The sequence below is a fragment of the uncultured Lactobacillus sp. genome (assembly GCF_944327175.1).
Taxonomy (GTDB): domain Bacteria; phylum Bacillota; class Bacilli; order Lactobacillales; family Lactobacillaceae; genus Lactobacillus.
Window position 1 is genome coordinate 1 of sequence record NZ_CALVGT010000042.1, and the last position, 15233, is coordinate 15233.

The 15233-nt window shown below is 50.3% G+C and carries 12 protein-coding genes and 1 other annotated feature; of the genes, 1 reads left to right on the forward strand and 11 read right to left on the reverse strand.

Going from position 1 to position 15233, the window contains the following annotated elements; all coding sequences use genetic code 11:
- Positions 1-477: 477 nt before the first annotated feature.
- The 9 genes from Q0J41_RS05435 to Q0J41_RS05475 form a co-directional block, all read right to left on the reverse strand.
- On the reverse strand, positions 478-1980 hold the full coding sequence (locus Q0J41_RS05435; protein WP_296227128.1) for a phosphoenolpyruvate carboxykinase (ATP): 1503 nt from the start codon (positions 1978-1980) through the stop codon (positions 478-480).
- Between the two features lie 177 nt (positions 1981-2157).
- Positions 2158-3555, reverse strand: a complete 1398-nt coding sequence (locus Q0J41_RS05440) for a flavocytochrome c (protein WP_296227130.1) — start codon at positions 3553-3555, stop codon at positions 2158-2160.
- 170 nt (positions 3556-3725) lie between these two features.
- A complete protein-coding gene (locus Q0J41_RS05445) occupies positions 3726-4439 on the reverse strand; it encodes a methionine ABC transporter permease (protein ID WP_296227132.1) in 714 nt (237 codons plus the stop codon).
- Positions 4436-5491 carry a methionine ABC transporter ATP-binding protein gene (locus Q0J41_RS05450; protein WP_296227135.1) on the reverse strand — a complete coding sequence of 352 codons (1056 nt, stop codon included), beginning with the start codon at positions 5489-5491 and terminating at the stop codon, positions 4436-4438. The genes Q0J41_RS05445 and Q0J41_RS05450 overlap by 4 nt, the downstream gene beginning before the upstream one ends.
- Positions 5492-5527: 36 nt before the next feature.
- Positions 5528-6388, reverse strand: coding sequence for a MetQ/NlpA family ABC transporter substrate-binding protein (locus Q0J41_RS05455; protein WP_296227136.1), 861 nt, complete (start codon positions 6386-6388; stop codon positions 5528-5530).
- 84 nt (positions 6389-6472) lie between these two features.
- Positions 6473-6723 (reverse strand) — a binding site (T-box leader).
- 67 nt (positions 6724-6790) lie between these two features.
- Positions 6791-9199: an HAD-IC family P-type ATPase gene (locus Q0J41_RS05460; RefSeq protein WP_296227137.1), complete on the reverse strand. Its 2409-nt coding sequence runs from the start codon at positions 9197-9199 to the stop codon at positions 6791-6793.
- Positions 9200-9204: 5 nt separating this feature from the next.
- Positions 9205-9726, reverse strand: coding sequence for a dihydrofolate reductase (locus Q0J41_RS05465; protein ID WP_296227139.1), 522 nt, complete (start codon positions 9724-9726; stop codon positions 9205-9207).
- Between the two features lie 14 nt (positions 9727-9740).
- Complete coding sequence (locus Q0J41_RS05470) at positions 9741-10697, reverse strand: thymidylate synthase (RefSeq protein WP_296227142.1); 957 nt, start codon at positions 10695-10697, stop codon at positions 9741-9743.
- Between the two features lie 174 nt (positions 10698-10871).
- Positions 10872-11864, reverse strand: a complete 993-nt coding sequence (locus Q0J41_RS05475; RefSeq protein WP_296227144.1) for a D-2-hydroxyacid dehydrogenase — start codon at positions 11862-11864, stop codon at positions 10872-10874.
- Positions 11865-12102: 238 nt separating this feature from the next.
- On the opposite strand from Q0J41_RS05475, the gene Q0J41_RS05480 reads away from it, so the two are divergent.
- Complete coding sequence (locus Q0J41_RS05480) at positions 12103-12480, forward strand: hypothetical protein (RefSeq protein WP_296227184.1); 378 nt, start codon at positions 12103-12105, stop codon at positions 12478-12480.
- 58 nt (positions 12481-12538) lie between these two features.
- On the opposite strand, the gene Q0J41_RS05485 is transcribed toward Q0J41_RS05480, so the two are convergent.
- Both Q0J41_RS05485 and Q0J41_RS05490 read right to left on the reverse strand, forming a co-directional pair.
- Positions 12539-14188, reverse strand: a complete 1650-nt coding sequence (locus Q0J41_RS05485) for a peptide ABC transporter substrate-binding protein (protein WP_296227146.1) — start codon at positions 14186-14188, stop codon at positions 12539-12541.
- A 273-nt stretch (positions 14189-14461) separates the two neighbouring features.
- On the reverse strand, positions 14462-15124 hold the full coding sequence (locus tag Q0J41_RS05490) for a nitroreductase (protein ID WP_296227148.1): 663 nt from the start codon (positions 15122-15124) through the stop codon (positions 14462-14464).
- Between the last annotated feature and the right edge of the window lie 109 nt (positions 15125-15233).

Sequence of the window (15233 nt, forward strand, 5' to 3'; positions counted from 1 at the left end):
AATTGACTTCGCTTATTTGTTTGGATCAAACAATGTTTGACCCGCACACTGCGAAACTTTGTTCAGTTTTCAAAGTACCAACTTGCGTCTTAGTGACGCAACGTTTTATATCTTACTCGCTTGTTGATTTCTTGTCAACAGGTTTTCGATATTTCTTTTTCGTGTCTCCGGCGAATTCCTTCTTCGCCGCGACAACAAATATTAGTATACTAGCTTTTTCTGATTCGTCAAATTTGCTTTTTCATTCGTTTTATGCCCGGTTCACCAGGATCCGTTGTAATAAAAGCAAACTTGCTTACTCTTTCTTTTGTTTTTTCTTTCCGCAGGAATTATTTTTTAAAGAAACGATAGTTCGGATTATCTCTATTTCTACTGGTAAAAAAATAAAACTTTTTCTATTTTTTCTTTTTCAAAATAAAAACAGACCCTGAGGTCTGTTAAAAGATTGTCTGCTATTTGCCTAATATAGATAGACACTTACTTTAGTTCACTAACGATTTTCTCTAAGCATTCCTTGGCTTCTTCTGGCAGCGGCGTCTTTGGGTGCTCACCGTTATACATGTTCAGCCAGTCCAGCCGGTCCTGCATCCGGTCTCTAAGGCTTTGCTTATATTCAGCTGAATCTAGGTCAACCGGATAGTCAGCAAGCGGCATATAGCTAACTCCGGCAAAATCGCCATAGTCGCCCCCAACTGGGTAAGCTCTGAAGGGATCAGCAAATGGTTCGATGACCAAAGTGTTCATGTCAAAACCCTTTGGCAGGTTCTCAGCTGACGTCCGCTTGGTGGCTAAAGTCAAGCCCAGGGTTGTAGCCAAAACCGGATCAGTCACCTTCAATACCGGTGGCAAAGAGTTGTCCTTCATGATCCAGAAGAGGGCCGTGATCGGATTTTCTTCCACATCGACCCGGTTGGCTGAAGTATACCGGCTCTTGATCACCCGGCCGTTATTATTTCGCAGGTCTTCCGTAACCAAAACTTTCCGCCCTGCTTCATCCAGGGTAACCGCGCAGTTCATCACAGTCGTGTAGTACTTAGTCTCGTGGTGGCCAGCTGGATAGTCGTGGGTCTTATCAAAGTAGGCCGGCTCCAAGGCTACCGAACTGCCGTCTTCTCTTGAAATAATAAAGGCGTCGTCGTGCAAAACAGTAATATCATACTTGCCGTTATGGTCAGCGTGGGTCAAGGTTGACTTGCCTGAGACCGACAAGCCGTAAAAGGCAAATACCTTATCTTCATTGTCTTCAAAGTGGAAGGCCTGCTCGCCTCCGTGGCAGGCAGAGTAGCCGTGCCGGCGGGCCAGGGCCCAGGCCAAAGTCAAGGTCCCCTTCTTCAGCTCCCCAAAGTAGCGCAGGCCAAATACCGCGGCGCAGTTGTGCGGAGCGTCAAAAATTGCCAGTCCGTTTGGATAAGCCGGATCCGTCACGTTCGGGTCAAAGTAGAAGTAGAGGTCGCCTTCATCATAAAGCTTGGACTTCTCATACATCTCAGCCGCTTTTTCATCAAAAAATTGGAAGTTGAATACGTAACTGAGCAGGTTGAAGGCCTGGTCTTCCGGCAACATCAAGTGAGCCTTCAAGGTAAATGAAGGATCCAGCCCAACCAGGACCGTCGCCTTAAGATACTCTTGCTCATGACCCGCATAGATGTCCTCATACAGATAATTTGTCAAAGCCGCCGCGTCCTCATCTGAATCATCGACAAAGTACCGAGCTGACGCCGTCCGGCCCAAGACCTTGCCGTGGTTGTAAACTAATTGCTTGGCCCCGACCGGCAGACCCAAATAGCTGGTGTGTAAGATTGGCAAATCCGTCTCAATCACCCCTGGCTGTCTTTTGGCCAGTTCATAAACCTCTGCCACACTCTTGACTTCATGAACATTATTGCCGTAAAAAGCTGATTCAATAGTCGCCCGGACCCGGCTGAACTTTTTGTTAGCCTTGACCAGTTCACTCTGCTCAAAGCGCTCCTGTGTACTCATAATCTCTTCCTTTCATCATCACATCAATTATCATAAAGCGGTTTCAACGATTTTACTTTATGATAGCACAGGCATGTGAAAGAGTGAACTTTAATTTGATAATTTTTGGCAAAAAAAGACAGCAACTTAATAGCTGCTGTCTAAGATAGTATTCTTTTTTAGCTTATTCTTTTCAGCTTAGTTTTCGCCGCGCACGAACTTGCTTGCTTGAATACCAGCTTGCCGGCCAAAGACTACAGTTTCAGCAACTGAGTTACCGCCGATCCGGTTGTTGCCGTGCAGGCCCCCGGAAACTTCGCCAGCCGCGTAAAGGCCTTCGATGACCTTGTCATCCTTGCCCAAAACTTGCGTTTTAGGGTTGATGTGCAAACCACCCATCGTGTAGTGGATAGCTGGGTGAATGTGAATAGCAAAGTATGGCGCAACAGAGATGTCACGGTCCATCCCGGTAGTCCGGCCAAAGGCTTGGTCGTCTTGGCCCTTGACTGCTTCATTCCAGCTGGCAACAGTTGCTTCAAGACCAGCAGCGTCAACGCCGATCTTGCCAGCCAGTTCTTCCAAAGTAGCGCCGTGTTCTACCAGGCCGATGTGGTCGTAGAATTCAACTGCCTTAACGTGGTCGCGGACACCTTGGTCAAAGATGAGGTAAGCGCCGTCTTCATTCAAGCCAGTGATGGCTGCTGAAACGACCTTCCGGGTGTCCAGTTCGTTGATGAAACGCTGGCCAGCCTGGTTAACCAAAATAGCGCCTTCGCCCCGGACAGCTTCCCCGATCAAGAAAGTCTTTTCACCATCAGTTTGCGCAGTTGGGTGAACTTGGATAAAGTCCATTTGAACAAGTTCTGCCCCGGCTGCTTCACCCAAGATTAAGCCGTCACCAGTAGCACCAGCTTGGTTGGTCGTCTTGTAGCCTTCCAGGTCTGGCCGGTACTTCTTGATGATTTCCTTGGAAGCACCGAAACCACCGGTCGCCAAAATAACAGCCTTAGCACCGATTTGCCGGCGGCCATCTGGGCCAACGACTTCAATACCGGTTACCTTGCCCTTTTCATCTTGCAAAAGCTTAACAACCTTGGTCTTGTTGAAGACTGGAATCCGGGCTGCTTCCATGCTCTTCAAAAGGCCAGTAATCAGGTAGCCGCCAACTGGCGCCATAGATGCCGGCCGGTGAGCCCGCTTCTTGCTCATCCCCCCGGTAATCGTCAAGTCGTCAAGCTCAACGCCGTACTGCTTCAGCCAGTCGATTGCCAAAGCAGCGTGGTCTACAAAGTAGCTAAGCATTGCTTCATCGTTCAAGTTGCCGCCGCCCTTAAGGGTTTCTTGGTAGAAGTCGGCCTTGTTGTCGATGATGCCGTGCTTGTATTGAACCAGGGATTCAGCCGCGTTCATCCCAGATGAAGCCTTGCTGGTGTTCCCGCCCAAAACTTCGTTCTTTTCAAAAACAGCCACGCTGGCACCAAGTTCATGTGCCTGCAAGGCAGCTGACAAACCGGTACCACCGGCCCCGATGACTACCAGGTCGTAGCTCGGGTTGACTAAATCAATTGGAGTGGACTTAAATTCGTATTTTGCCATGATAGTTCCTCTACTCAAAATATTTATTACTTACCTCCACATTATAAACCATTTTTTAACTTTTTAAAATTGAAAAGGCTATTTTTTAAAAATGTAAATTCTTTTTTTACTTTCAAAAAGGCAAAAAGAAAAGAACCTCCTGCAAAGAGAAGATTCTTTCCTAAAATTTCTTACCGGTGCTGGTGATTCAGCTTCTTGGCCAGGAAGTCGCCGACCACTTGCACGATGAAGATCATGATGACGACCAGGACAGTGGCCAGGAAGGTCACGTCGTTGGCAAAGTCGCGGTAGCCGTACTGGATGGCGGTCGTACCCAGACCACCAGCCCCAACGGCCCCGGCCATTGCGGTCAAGCCGATCAGACTGATGATGGAAACAGTCGACACCCTGATGATTTCTGACCGCGTTTCCTTGAGGTAGACGTCAAAAATAATGTCCCAGTTGCTTGTGCCCAAGCTTTGTGCCGCTTCAACCTTGCCCGGGTCCAAGCTTTCCAGAGCTACTTGCACCTGGCGGGCATAAAATGGGAAGATCCCTAAAGTCAGCGGGACCAAGGCAGCCGTGTCCCCGATTTCCGTCCCGACAATCAAGCGGGTCAAAGGTGAAATGCAGGCCAAAAGAATGATGAAAGGAATGGCCCGCAAAATAGAAATCAGCTTATCGCAGAAGTTGAACCAAAACTTGTTTTCCAAAATCCCGCCTGGTTCGGTCAAAACCAGGATGACTCCGAAGAAGAGGCCCAGGACCCCGCCGAAGATTGACGGCCAGAAGGTCATGTAGATGATCTGCAGAATCGAAGTCCCCCAGCCAGTGTCCCCGCTCCAGCCCAAATTGTAAATATTTGGGAAGTTCTGCGCGATCCAGTGTACCAAACCATTAATCATAAGCGGTTACCTCTTTCGTCTAATTCCGTTACCGTGACGCCCTCGTCGTTTAAGAACTTCAAGGTCGCCTTCTGTTTATTAGCATCCCCCTTGACAGTGATCAGCAAGGTCCCGACCGGTTCATCAGCCAGGACTTCCACATTACCGTAAAGCATCGATGCTTCCACGCCGACTTCCCGGTAAAGCTCGATGATGATTGACTTGGCCACATTGTTCAAGCTGTAGACCAGCTGGTAGAGGGCTTCGTTTTCAGCCAAGCTGATGTTCAAGCTCTTTAAGGTGTCAACTACGGCCAAAGAGCCACCGACAAACTTCTGGGTTAATTCAGCCTTCGGCTGAAGGAAGACATCCCGCAAGTTGCCGTTTTCGACAACCCGGCCGTTTTCCATGACCGCCACCTTGTTGGCGATCTTCTTGACCGCGTCCATTTCGTGGGTGATCAAAACGATGGTCAAGCCCAGTTCCCGGTTCAATTTCTTCAACAGGTCCAGGATCTGGATAGTCGTCTGCGGGTCCAGGGCACTGGTTGCTTCGTCTGACAAGAGGATTTCCGGATCGTTAGCCAGGGCCCGGGCAATCGCCACCCGCTGCTGCTGACCGCCAGAGAGCTGGGCCGGGTAGGCATTGGCCTTGTCTTCCAGGTCAACCAGCTTCAGAAGCTCGTGGCATTTTTCTTCCAGCTCATCATCAGACAGATCTGAGTGCTTGAGGGCAAAGGCAATGTTTTCAATGACGGTCGTTTCATTAAGCAGGTTGAACTGCTGGAAAATCATCCCGATCTTCCGGCGGCGGGCCTGCAGGTCCTTGCCGCTGATCACCTGCTTGCCGTCTTCGACAAAGTCGACACCCCCAACCACGACGTTTCCGGCCGTTGGCTTTTGCAAAAGGTTGATGGTTCTGACCAGGGTTGATTTCCCGGCCCCGGAAAAACCGACGATCCCGTAGATATCGCCTTTTTCAATGTGCAGAGTCACATCCTGCACGGCCTGCACATCGGCAGCCTTTTTTCGCTTAAAAGTCACACTGACGTGGTCCAGTTGAATAATGCTCATATGATCAAAGCTTCTTTCTAGGTTAAGTTAAAAATCTTAGAACTTGGCATCCCAAGCCGCAACTTGCTTGCTGCCGTAGTACTTCTTGTACAGCTGCTTGGTCTTTTCAGTCTGGTAAGCCTTAACGACTTCCTTGTAAGCCTTCTTGTTCTTGTCCTTCTTGCGGGCAACGATGATGTTGATCCATTGGTAGGAGTCCTTGTTGATTGGTTCAACATAGATGGTTTGCTTGTCGCCAAGACCTGCTGGGTTAGCGTAGTCGTTGTTGACAACAGCAGCGTCAACTGACTTCAAAACTCTGGCAGCTTGTTCAGTAGCAACTTCCTTGATCTTGAAGTTCTTCGGGTTGCTCTTGATGTCAGCAACTGAGTAGATCTTGGTAGCGCTGGTCCCCTTCAGAGTGATCAGGCCGGCGTTCTTCAAAACCAGAAGTGCCCGGGCTTCGTTGGTCGCGTCGTTTGGAATGGCGATCGTTGCACCCTTAGGCAGGGACTTCAGTGACTTGTACTTCAGTGAGTAAAGGCGGATTGGAGCGATGTAGGTCTTGCCGATGGCAACCAGGTTGCTCTTGTTGGCCTTGTTCCAGTTGTTCAGGAAGTTGTAGTGCTGGAAGGCGTTAAGGTCCAGGTCCCCTGACTTCAAGGCGCTGTTTGGCTGGTTGTAGTCAGAAAAATTCTTGGTCTTGACAATGATACCATACTTCTTCTTGGCCGTGGCCGCCACGCTCTTCCAGATGGCCCGTTCAGCCTTAGTTGCCCCAACAGTCCCGACGGTCACAGTTACCGCCTTTGCGCTTTGCTGATTGTTCTTCTTGCCAAAGGAGAAGAAGGCGATCACGGCGATAACCACAACGGCCACGACAGCGATAATAATGTTTCTTCGTTTCTTTTTTCTCATGATTAATACCTCCAGAAACACAGCAGCAATCCCGATAAAGCGGCAGTCAAATTCGAACAGAAAAGAAAAAGCGCCCGTCCTTTGATAAAGGACGAACGCTCGTGATACCACCTTTAGTTCATTCATTACTTGCGTAATAAATCTCACCAGCTGTCTCCAAATAAAAATAGAAACAGCTTGCTTGTTTAACGAGAGCAACCCCGGCAGCGGCTAAATATCACCGCGGCATATCATTCCAAGCCCATGTTCGCCGGAACTCTCCTGGCGGCTTTCACCATCTGCCGCCTCTCTGTAAAGGATCGTCACCCGACTACTCTGCTTTTCGAGATAACTTTTCTTAACTTGATGCTCTAAACTTATCATTATTTTTTAAGCGAGTCAAGTCTTTTTCTAAAAAAACTGTCAAAGCTCGTCCCGGTCCTTACCATAAGCGGCTAAAAGGTCCCGCAGCTTGGCGTCTTTCCCCTTCTCTGTCAGCACGTTGCTGACTTCTTTAATCCCGTCGCAGATCCGCGATATGATTCTGAAGAGGGTCATGCCGGCAAAGAAGAGGACGACGACCGTGAAGACCGCCCGGCCTGACAAAGGACTCAGCTTGAAAAAGCCAGGGATGAAGATGATTGACAAGATGACGCAGACCACTGACAGGGCCAAAACGCCCAGCTTGTACTTGTTGAGTGGCCGGGAGATCCAGGAGAGGACCATCAAGCCCACCAGGACCAGGAGGGCTGTTGACGCGGTCGCGACTTCATTGTCCCCGATATTGGTAAACTTGTTGGTCAAGACCAGGATGCTGACGGCTAGCCAGTCGGTAATCCCGCCTGGAATCGACTTGGTCAGGATATTGACCGTGAAATTGCCCCGGATCCGGGAATGGTTCTTTTCCAGGGCCAAAAGGAAGGATGGCAGGCCGATCGTAAAGCTGGAGATCAAGGTGATCTGGGCCGGCTTGATCGGGTAGTTAATCGTCAAGATCAAGGAAAAGACCGCCATCAGCAAGGAAAAGATATTTTTGACCAAAAAGAGGCCAGCTGAGCGTTCAATATTGTTGACCACCTGCCGGCCTTCGTTGACCACCTGGGGCATCTCGGCAAAGTTCGAATCCAGCAAAACCACTTGTGAGGCCTGGACAGCCGCGCTGTTGCCGGAAGCCATGGCAATGCTGCAATCGGCTTCCTTCATGGCCAGGATGTCGTTAACCCCATCCCCGGTCATGGCCACGGTCTTCCCGATCTTCTGCAGGGCCTGGACGAATTCTTTCTTCTGCTCGGGCTTGACCCGGCCAAAGACATTGTAGTCAGCCATGGCCTGCTCGTATTCACCAGGCTTGATCGTCTGGGCATCGATGTACTTCTCTGCCCCGGCAATCCCGGCCTGGCCGGCCACCCGGGAAACGGTAACCGGGTTGTCCCCGGAAATGACCTTGATTTCTACCCCTTGCTTGGCAAAGTATTCAAAAGTCTCCTTAGCTTCTTTCCGGATCGGGTTGGACAAAAGTACGTAGCCCAGGACTTCGACCTCCTGGGTTAATTTCTCTTTTTCATCAGCCAGTTCAGCTGGATACTTGGCAAAGGCCAGGACCCGGTAGCCTTCTTCCGGGTAGCTGGCAAATTCTTCCTGGCAGGCCTTGAGCTGCGAGCGCAGGATCATTTCCGGCGCCCCCAATAGCAGGGTGTAACCATCAAAAACCGCCCCGCTGTACTTGTTGACCGAGGTAAAAGGAATAATCCTTTTGGCATTAACCAGGGGCCGGTCCTGGCCAAACTTCTGGCTCAAGGCCTCAGCAGTGATATTGTCAACAGGCATGTTGGAAACGTAGGCGGCAAGCCGGTCTTCCAAATCATTTCCCGGGTAACTTTTGGCCGGGACGACTTTTTCCACCGCCATCTTCGGTTCAGTGATCGTCCCCGTCTTGTCAACGCAGAGGACATTGACCCGGGCCAGGGTTTCAACACTCTTCATATCATGCAGCATGACCTGATTTCTAGCCAGGCGCATGGCAGCCAGGGCCAGGGCAACCGTGGTCAACAGGTAGAGCCCTTCCGGGATCATGCCGATAATTGCTGCTTCCATAGAACTGATGGATTCAGCAAAGGGCCGGTGGTTGAGAAAATAAGCCTGGGCAAAAAGGGCTACCCCCATTGGAATAATGATGATGCCGACCCACTTGATCAAGCGGTTGATGGCCCGGATCATCTTTGACTCTTCTGCCCCGCCCATGGCTTTGGCTTCCGCCGTCAATTTGGCAATATAGGATTCGCTGCCTACCTTGACCAGCTGGGCCATGACTTCACCGGAAACGATGAAAGAACCGGATAAAAGCTCGTCGCCAACTTCCTTGGCAATTTCATCGCTTTCCCCGGTCAACAAGGATTCATTGACCCGGACGCTGCCGTCGACCACCTTGGCATCGGCCGGGATCTGGTCACCGGCTTTTAAGAGGACCAGGTCCCCTTCAACCAGCTGATCAATTGGCACCTGCCGCCTTTTTCCACCTCTCAGGGCTAAAACTTTGGTCTGGTTTAAGACCTGCAGCTTGCTTAAAACTGATTTTGCCCGGATTTCCTGGACGATCCCTACGATCGTGTTCAAGATGATCACTGGCAAAAAGGTCAAATCCCGGATATCACCGGCGATTAAGAGGAGGATGGTCAGAACCAGAAAGATCAAGTTGAAGTAAGTAAAGGTGTTTTCAACGATGATCTGCCGGTTGGTCTTGAACTCATCATCAATGGCGACGTTGACCTTGCCAGCCGCGCTTTTCTGCGCGACCTCCTCCTCGGTCAGTCCCGTCTGCAAATTTGTTTTCATATCACTCACATCTCACTTTTCACTGCTTGCCCGGCCTGCTGTTTTTTGCGCAGGTAGGTCTCAAAGACATAGTCATACTTGTTCTTGCCATCTGCCTGGTGGGCTTCACTTTCTACCAGGTCAAAGGCCGCCCAGTCAAGAGCCGGCATATAGGTGTCAGCTGGAAAAGTCCCCTTGATCCAGGTCACTTCCAGCTTGTCAACCTGGTCAGCCAGCAGGGCAAAAAGGCTGGAGCCGCCAATGACGCAGACTTCCCCGGCCTGCTCCTTCAGCCAGGCGGACACTTCTTCTTCACTTTTCAACTGTAAAACCCCAGCTGGCAGTTCTAATTTCCTGCTGGAAAGAACGACATGCTGCCGGCCAGGCAACAGGCCCGGCAAGGACTCAAAAGTCTTTCTCCCCATCAGCATGGGGTGGCCCATGGTTTTTGCCTTAAAATGGGCTAAATCAGCTGGCAGGTGCCAAGGCAGGCGGCCCTGGTAGCCGATGGCACCTTTTTCATCTTCTGCCCAAACATAGCTAAGCAATTTTTTCACCCTTTCTAAACGGCAACCGGGGCCTTGATCGTGGACCCGTGCTGGTAGTTGACCAATTTGATATCGGCCATTTCAAAATCAGTTACTTTTTTCTTCTCTGTGTTCAGCCACAAAGTCGGCGCGTCAAATGGCGTTCTTTTCAGCTGCTCTTCAACCTGGGCAAAGTGGTTCTTGTAAATGTGGGCATCCCCAATAGTGTGGACGAACTCGCCAACTTCCAGGCCGGTTTCCCGGGCAATCAAGGACAAGAGCAAAGAATAGCTGGCAATGTTGAAGGGCACGCCTAAGAACATGTCGCCTGAGCGCTGGTAAAGCTGCAAGCTGAGCTTGCCGTCAGCCACGTAAAACTGGAAGAGGACATGGCACGGCGGCAGGGCGCTGGAAGGAACGTCTTCCGGGTTCCAGGCCGTTACGATCAAGCGGCGGGAGTCGGGATTGGTCTTGATTTGCTCAATCACGTCCGCGATCTGGTCGATAAAGCCGCCGTCCCGCTTACCCCAGTTCCGCCACTGGGCCCCATAGACGTTGCCCAGGTTGCCGTATTTTTGGGCAAAAGCTTCATCATCCAGAAGCCGCTGGCAGAACTTTTGCATTTCTTCGTCAAAGACTGCCTTAAACCCTGGGTCCTTTTGACTCCTAAGGCCAAAATCAGTCATGTCCGGGCCCTGGTATTCCGGGCTGGTTACCCAATTTTTAAAGGCCCATTCGTCCCAAATGTGGTTTTTATGTTCTAGCAAGAAGCGGATGTTGGTGTCCCCCCGCAAGAACCACAAAAGCTCGCTCTTGATCAGGCCGAAAGGCACCCGCTTGGTCGTCAGGATTGGGAAGCCCTGGCTTAAGTCAAAACGCATCTGGGCTCCAAAGAGGCTTCTGGTCCCCGTCCCAGTCCGGTCATTTTTGTCATTGCCTTCCGTCATGATCTTTTTCAGTAAATCTAAATATGCTTGGTCTTGATTTGCCATTTCCTTGTCCTTTGCAAAAACTTTTTTACTTAATTTTACCCTTAGTCTAACAGAATTTTTTAGCAGATGTTAATCTTTACGAAAAGCTTTACATATGGAAAAATCCCTGGCCGGATTTCCCCGCCAGGGCTGGTCATTACTCTTCTTTTGTCGTTTTATTTTACTGCTTTTCAGCTAATTAACCTTGAAAAAGGCCTTCTTCCCGGACAAGGTCCGCTCGATATCAGTCATGCTCTGGAAGAACATGTTCTTGACCGCCATCTTGGTATAGTAGGCCGAGTGCGGGGACATGACCACGTTCGGCAGGTTGATCAGTTCCGTATATTCGTCCGGCAGGGAACCCACGTCCTCAAACTTGCGGCCAAAGATTTTTTCTTCCCCTTCCAAAACGTCTAGGGCGGCCCCGCCGATTTCATGGTACTTCAAGGCCACGATCAAGGCCGCGGTATCGACCAGTTCACCTCTTGACTGGTTGACCAAGATCGCGTCGTCCTTCATCTTGGCAAATTCATTGGCGCTGAACATGCCCTTGTTTTCCGGAGTCAGCGGAATATGCACCTGGACGATGTCGCTTTCCTTGATCAAGGTCTCAAAATCAACAAAGTCCAAAAAAGGCTCTAAAGAAGCATTGTAGACCGGATCGTAGCCGATGACTCTGGCCCCCAGGGCATGATACATTTCCGCCGCTGCTGCCCCGATCCGGCCCAAGCCGACAATGCCGACCGTCTGATTGAAGATCTCATCACTCATCAGTTCCGTTGGCCGGGTGAAGTCTCCCCGCCGCATCTTCCGGTGGTAATAGCCCCACTTGCGCAAAAGATACATGGCCCCGGTCAAGCCGTTTTCCGCGATTGCCCGCGGCGAATAAGCCGGTACATTAGCAACGGTGATCCCGTACTTAGTGGCTGCTTCCAGGTCGATATTGTCTGCCCCCACCTTCCGCAAGGCCAGGTGCTTGACGCCGCCAGCCGCCAAAACTTCCAGATCAGCCGCCGTCAAGGGCTCTGCCTGCTGGGTCGAAACCGCCTCAAAGCCCTTAGCTGCCTCTAAATTATCAGCTGCCAAAGGGCTGTGGGTATAAGAGATTTCATCGTCTGGGTGCTGGTCCTGCCACTCTTTTAAAAAAGCTTCTTCCACCGGCGTAATGCCGAACAAGTATGCCTTCATCTTTTTTCTCCTCATAATTGACAAATTTTGCCAAACAAATTCTCTTTTTTTCTGATTCTGGTATCCTAAGGTAAAAGCTTCATGCTTTTCTTTATATTATGACAAAAAAATTAAAAGATGGATAGAGCTATTTTAGGCAATTACATTTTTTAACGCTCTTGTAATTTTTAACTTAAAGGCCAGAAAAAGGCAAAAAGATAGAGAAGAAGTAAAAAGTAAAACAGAAAGGAACAACATGATGAATGAAGAAAAAGACTCCCGCTATATCCAGCCCCGTGACAGCCTGGAGGCCATGGAACTGATCCAAAAACTCTTCAACCAATACCGGCGGGCTCCCTTAACTCCCGAACTTCTTGCCTACCACCAGAACCTAATCGAACGCCTGGAAGGCGACATCCACCAGGCCGCTGAAGCAGAAGGCCAAGCCAAAAGAGTCCAGGAATTAGAGCGGATGATCAAGCTGATGAAGGACTGGACCGCCATCCGCCTCTCCGGCCGCCCCTTTAACGCCAAGATGCGCCACTTCCGTTTTCTGCCTGAGGGCGGCCAGGTCAAATTCAAGCGGCATCCCCACAAAATCAAAGCCAGCGCTAGCCACCGGGCCAGCCGGCATTAAAAAAGCGCGACCAAATGGTCGCGCTTTTTTGTTTGTATATCTAGCTTCTAATTACCAGCTACTTGATGTAGGCATACTTGTAGCTCCACTGAGTACCAGCGTTGTTATGGATGATCCCCTTGACCTTGCTGTTTTGCAGGTAAGCGGTCGTCTGCTGGTAGATCGGGCTGACTGCCTGGTCGGCGTTGGCCACTTGAGCCGCCTTGACCAGGTCCTGCCAGCGCTTGTTGACATCATTGGCGTCAGTCGTCAAAGCCTTCTTGATCAAGCTGTTGTATTCAGCATTGTTCCACTTGCCGTAGTTGTAAGAAGTCCCCTTCCGCAGAATCTGCATAAAAGTCATCGGGTCGCTGAAGTCCCCACCCCAGCCGGAAACGTAGATGTCAAAGTCCCCGCTTGAAGCCTTGGTGTAGGCGTTCTTGCTTGGAATGGAGTTAACCTTCACGTTGATGCCGGACAAAACCTTGGTCCATTGTGACTGCAGGTACTGGGTCAAGGCGTCGGCGTTAGTGCTTTCATTTGAAGCCAGCAAAGTCAAGTTCAATGTCTTCAAGCCTAATTCCTTCATCCCGGCCTTCCAGTACTTTTCAGCCAGCTTTTCGTTGTAGTCAACAGTATTAGCCACCTTTTGCTCCTTGGCAAAGTCTTCCTTGTTGGCCGGGTCATAGGCCAGACCAGAAGCCACGAAGCCAGTTGGCACGCTTGATCCGTCACCGAAGACCTTGCTGGTCAGAATCTTCCGGTCCAGTGACAGAGACAGGGCCAGACGGATATTCTTGTCGTTCAAAGCCTTCTTAACCGCTGCGTCCTTGGCCTGGAAGTTGTAAGCCAAGAAGGCAACGTAGGAGTATGGGTAGGTCTTGAAGTCCTTATTCTTCTTCAGCTGCTTAACCTGTTCACTGGACAGTGGGGTGAGGTCCAGCTTGCCCTGCTGGTAGAGCTGGTAGCCGGTGTTCGTGGTCTTAACGACCTGGTAGCTGATCTTGCTCAGCTTGACTGCCTGCTTGTCCCAGTATTGGTTGTTTTTGACAAAAGACCAAGTATCATTGGTCCCCTTCCAGCCGGTGATCTTAAATGGGCCGGAGTAAAGCATGTACTTGGAGCTAGTCGCGTACTTCTTGCCCGTCTTCTTGATAAACGCTTCGTTTTGCGGCCCAAAGAGCGGGTAAGCCATCAAAACCTTGAAGTAGGCAATCGGCCGGTTGAGCTTAACTTGCACGGTTTCCTGGTTCAAAGCCTTGATGCCCAGGCTGGACGGAGCCTGCTTGCCAGCAATAATTTCATCGGCATTCTTGATACCGGAGAAAAGGTAGGCGTAAGGCGAAGCACTCTTGGGGTTGATCGTCCGCCGCCAGGAGTAGACGAAGTCCTGGGCGGTAATCTTTTCCCCGTTGGACCATTTGGCGTTAGACCGCAGCTTGAAGGTCCAGGTCTTGCCGGACTTGGATACAGTGCCGGACTTGGCTAAGCCGGCAGCTGGCTGCCCGTTCTTGCCCAAACGGTAGAAGCTTTCAAAAACGTTCCCCGTCTGCCCGTAGCCGATCGCCTTGCTGATGTCAATCGTGTCCAGCGGAGCGGTCGCGCTGAGCTTTAAGACTTGCTTGTCCTTACTTGATGAGCTTGAGCTCTGCTGACTGCCGCAAGCGGCCAGCAGAAAGGCAGCACTGACACTGACGGCGGCAAGGGTGAATTCCTTGATCTTTTGCATTTTTTCCTCCTGAGACAAAAAAGCAGCTGCTCCCTAAAGGAAACAGCTGCTTCATTTACCACTAAGCTAACAATTACTTGGCAAATCACTTGGTCTGAGCTAAATCCAGTTTAGGCAACACAAAACAATTGTATGACATAAGTGACATACAACAAACGCACATAGTTTGGTTTTCTTGCATTGCAAACATGATTTAGCTCCTTTCTCAATTTGATTTAATTCAATCTTACAGACTCACTTACAAAAAGTCAACGATTTTTTATAAGTCTTTTCCTAATCCTTAATTGTCAAGAAGTCAGGCAGATCCCGGCGGGGAGCCTGGTAGCCGTTGACATACTCATCTTTGCCATAGCCCAGGCCGATTCCCATGGCCAGGGTCTGGTCTTCTGGGATGCCCATAATTTCCCGGACACTGGCCGGGTACTTGACCAATTCATAGGCCGGCATGGTGTCAATCCCCTTAGCCTTGGCGGCAAGCGCCAGAGTCTGGGCAAAAGCTCCCAGGTCATAGACTGACCAGAGGTTAGACTGCTTGGGAATGGTCAAGTAAGCAATTGCTGGGGCATAGTAGAGATTTTTCTGCAAAATATTGGTCCTAAGATCCAGCAATTCCGGCGTATTCAGATATTTCTGGCTGGCCTGGTTGTGCCGGAGCATGTTTTCTCTTGGATAAGGATCCCAGTCCTCCCGGTGCCAGGTCTCCCAGTCTGGGGATGGAGCTGTCCCCGCTTCAGCCAAGGCCAGGTGGCAAGCATGGATCTTTTTGGCTGTTTCCCCCATGGCCAGGTAAACCCGCCAGGGCTGGGAATCAGCCCAAGACGGAGCCAGGCCGGCCAAGCGGACTACTTCTTCCAAGTCTGCCCGGCTGGGCTCCTTGCCTTGGTCAAAATAGCGCGTGCTGTGGCGGCTCTTAATTATATCAATCGCGTCAGTCATTTTACACCTCTCTTGAAGCTGCTTTCTTTTGCTAGTTTTTGCTAAGTATAGTTCAAAATTGACTGAATAGCAAAAATATCGTTATAATTGACTCAAAAGCAGAACTTTT

Excerpts from the sequence above, each read along its gene's own strand:
- Q0J41_RS05450 (WP_296227135.1), bottom strand. The coding sequence starts at position 5,491 with ATGAGCATTATTCAACTGGACCACGTCAGTGTGACTTTTAAGCGAAAA.
- Q0J41_RS05490 (WP_296227148.1), bottom strand. The coding sequence starts at position 15,124 with ATGACTGACGCGATTGATATAATTAAGAGCCGCCACAGCACGCGCTAT.
- Q0J41_RS05470 (WP_296227142.1), bottom strand. The coding sequence starts at position 10,697 with ATGGCAAATCAAGACCAAGCATATTTAGATTTACTGAAAAAGATCATG.
- Q0J41_RS05455 (WP_296227136.1), bottom strand. The coding sequence starts at position 6,388 with ATGAGAAAAAAGAAACGAAGAAACATTATTATCGCTGTCGTGGCCGTT.
- Q0J41_RS05480 (WP_296227184.1), top strand. The coding sequence starts at position 12,103 with ATGAATGAAGAAAAAGACTCCCGCTATATCCAGCCCCGTGACAGCCTG.
- Q0J41_RS05440 (WP_296227130.1), bottom strand. The coding sequence starts at position 3,555 with ATGGCAAAATACGAATTTAAGTCCACTCCAATTGATTTAGTCAACCCG.
- Q0J41_RS05485 (WP_296227146.1), bottom strand. The coding sequence starts at position 14,188 with ATGCAAAAGATCAAGGAATTCACCCTTGCCGCCGTCAGTGTCAGTGCT.
- Q0J41_RS05435 (WP_296227128.1), bottom strand. The coding sequence starts at position 1,980 with ATGAGTACACAGGAGCGCTTTGAGCAGAGTGAACTGGTCAAGGCTAAC.
- Q0J41_RS05460 (WP_296227137.1), bottom strand. The coding sequence starts at position 9,199 with ATGAAAACAAATTTGCAGACGGGACTGACCGAGGAGGAGGTCGCGCAG.
- Q0J41_RS05445 (WP_296227132.1), bottom strand. The coding sequence starts at position 4,439 with ATGATTAATGGTTTGGTACACTGGATCGCGCAGAACTTCCCAAATATT.
- Q0J41_RS05475 (WP_296227144.1), bottom strand. The coding sequence starts at position 11,864 with ATGAAGGCATACTTGTTCGGCATTACGCCGGTGGAAGAAGCTTTTTTA.